The sequence below is a fragment of the Terriglobales bacterium genome (assembly GCA_035624475.1).
Lineage (GTDB): Bacteria > Acidobacteriota > Terriglobia > Terriglobales > Acidobacteriaceae > DASPRL01.
Genome location: DASPRL010000407.1, coordinates 1 through 2,543, shown reverse-complemented (window position 1 = coordinate 2,543; position 2,543 = coordinate 1). Strand labels below are relative to the sequence as shown.

The window sequence follows — 2,543 nt, the reverse complement described above, 5'->3', positions numbered from 1 at the left end:
CCGGCGGCCAGGGCTTCCAGGTCCTGATCGATTGCGGCATGTTCCAGGGGCAGAAGGAGTGGCGGGAGCGCAACTGGCGCGACCTCCCCATCCCGGCGCGCGAGATCGACGCGGTCATCCTCACCCACGCCCACCTCGACCACTCCGGCTGGATCCCGCGGCTGGTGAAGCAGGGCTTCCGCGGGCCCATCTACGCCACCCCGCCCACCGTGGACCTGTGCCAGGTGCTGCTGCCCGACTCCGGCCACCTGCAGGAGGAAGAAGCGGAGTACGCTAACAAGAAGAAGACCTCCAAGCACGAGCCCGCGCTGCCCCTCTACAGCTTCGAGGAGGCGCAGCAGAGCCTGGGCTACCTCAAGCAGGTGGACTTCGAGAGCGTAAAGGAGCTGGCGCCCGGGCTCAGCTTCCGCTACGTGCGGGCGGCGCACATTCTGGGGTCGTCCATGGTCGAGGTCGCGCTGAAGGCGGGCAGCGCCACGCGCCGGCTGCTCTTCAGCGGGGACATCGGGCGGGTGCGCGACGCCCAGATCGCTCCCGGCAAGGTCGTCCACTCCGGGCCCTACGAAGGCGAGAGCGCCGACCTGGTGGTGATGGAGTCCACCTACGGCAACCGCCTGCATCCCACCACCGACCCGCGCCCCGAGCTGGCCAAGCTCATCCGCGAGGCGGCGAAGCGTGGCGGCTCGGTGGTGGTCCCCGCCTTCGCGGTGGAGCGCACGCAGAAGTTCGTCTTCATGCTCAAGGAACTGATGGACGCCGGCGAGGTACCCCGCCTGCCCGTCTACTGCGACAGCCCCATGGCCATCCAGGCCATCGAGATCTTCCTCAAACATACGGAGGAGTACAGCGACTCGACCAAGCAGCTCATCGGCAAGCACGGTTCGCCCCTCACCTGGGAGAACTTCCACTTTGCCACCACCGTGGAAGAGTCGAAGAAGATCAACGACATTACCTTCCCGGTGATCATCGTCTCGTCCAGCGGGATGGTCACCGGCGGGCGCATCCTGCATCACCTGATGCTGCGCCTGCCCGACCCCAAGAACCTGGTGCTGTTCATCGGCTTCCAGGCGCCGGGGACGCGCGGGGCCATCATCAAGTCGGGGGCGGCGGCGGTGAGGATCTTCAGCCAGGAGGTGCCCATCCGGGCGCAGGTGGCGGCGCTGGAGCAGTTCTCCGACCACGCCGACACCCCCGAATTGCTGGAGTGGCTGCGCACCTTCAAGAACAAGCCCGCCACCACCTACCTAGTGCACGGCGAGCCCGCGGCTTCCTCCGCGCTGCGCATGGCCATGACCTCCGCCCTGGGCTGGAAGGTCGAGGTGGCGCAGTGGATGCAGAAGGTGGAAGTGCGCTAGAGAATTCAGAATGTAGAATTAAGAATGCAGAATGAGTGCAGGGAGGTGTTCATTCTGCATTCTTCATTCTCAATTCTGCATTTCTCAGTGCCTCCGTGTCTCCGTGGTGGATGTTACTTCTGCGCGCGGAAGAACTCCCACATCACCTCGTCGGCGTCGAGTTGGCGGCTGACCTTGCCCACCAGGAAGGCAGGAGCGTAGGGGCGTCCGCCGGGCCAGGTGTGCCCGCCGCCGTGGATGGTGTAGAGCCGGACCTCGGCGCCCGGCTTGCAGCCGGTGTAGCGTGCCAGGCTGACGCGGGTAGGATCGCCGGAGTCGGCCACGGGCAGATCGCTGCGTTCGGGCTCAGCCGTGCAGCCGTTCTCCTTCGCCCAGAAGCTCGCGGTCGCTTCCGCGCCCAGGATTCTTCCGCGATTGCCGCGGATGCTGCCGCCGCCGTAGGGCACCAGCGGATCGTCGGTGCCGTTGAACATCATCACCGCTACCGGGCGCTTGGGCTTGCAGGTCGCGCGCAGGGGTTCGGAGAGCGTGGCCGCTACGATGCCCACCGCGCGGATGCGGTCGCTCAACTCGCAGGCCAGGCGCGTGGACATGAAGCCGCCGTTGGAGATGCCGGCGGCGAAGATGCGGCTGCGGTCCACGTCGTAGCGCGCGGCCACGTCGTCGATCACGCCGGCGAGGAAGGCGACGTCGTCGGCGGTGGCGCCCACCTCCACCCGGCCGTCGTTCCAGCCGCGGTTCAGCCCGGCAGGATAGGCGACCAGGAAGCCTTCGCGGTCGGCTTCCGCGCTCATGCCGGTGTTGCGGGCGGTGCCGCGCGGCGCGCCGCCGTGGCCGTGCAGCACCAGCACGAGCGGCGCCGCGTGCCCCTTGGCGTACCCCGGAGGGACGTGCAGCAGATACTCGCGCTGCACGCCGTTCACGGTCAGCGTGTGGGTGGAGTCGGTCTGCCCCGCGGCCAGCGCGGGCAGCGCGAGTAGCAGGAACGCGCAAACAATCTGCAATCTCAAATCTGCATTCCGCAATTCTCTGTGCCTCTGTGTCTCTGTGGTGAATGTTCAGTGTTTGTGCGCGTTGGTGAACTCCACCAGCGCTTCGAGTTTCTTCTGAGCGGCGCCGGAGTCGAGAGACTGGGCGGCGCGGGGCAGGGCTGCGGCCAGCGAATCGGCCTGGCCCGCGGCCACCAGA

Annotated in this window: 2 protein-coding genes; one reads left to right on the top strand and one right to left on the bottom strand. The window is 67.1% G+C overall.

Translation table 11 applies throughout. The features are described from left to right. Positions 1-1,355: MBL fold metallo-hydrolase (locus tag VEG08_15680; GenBank protein HXZ29436.1), on the top strand; the 1,355-nt coding region annotated here is incomplete at its 5' end. Between the two features lie 113 nt (positions 1,356-1,468). On the opposite strand, the gene VEG08_15675 is transcribed toward VEG08_15680, so the two are convergent. Then, the gene (locus tag VEG08_15675) at positions 1,469-2,365 is read right to left on the bottom strand and encodes a PHB depolymerase family esterase (protein ID HXZ29435.1); all 897 of its coding nucleotides are present in this window, start codon (positions 2,363-2,365) and stop codon (positions 1,469-1,471) included. Positions 2,366-2,543: the final 178 nt, after the last annotated feature.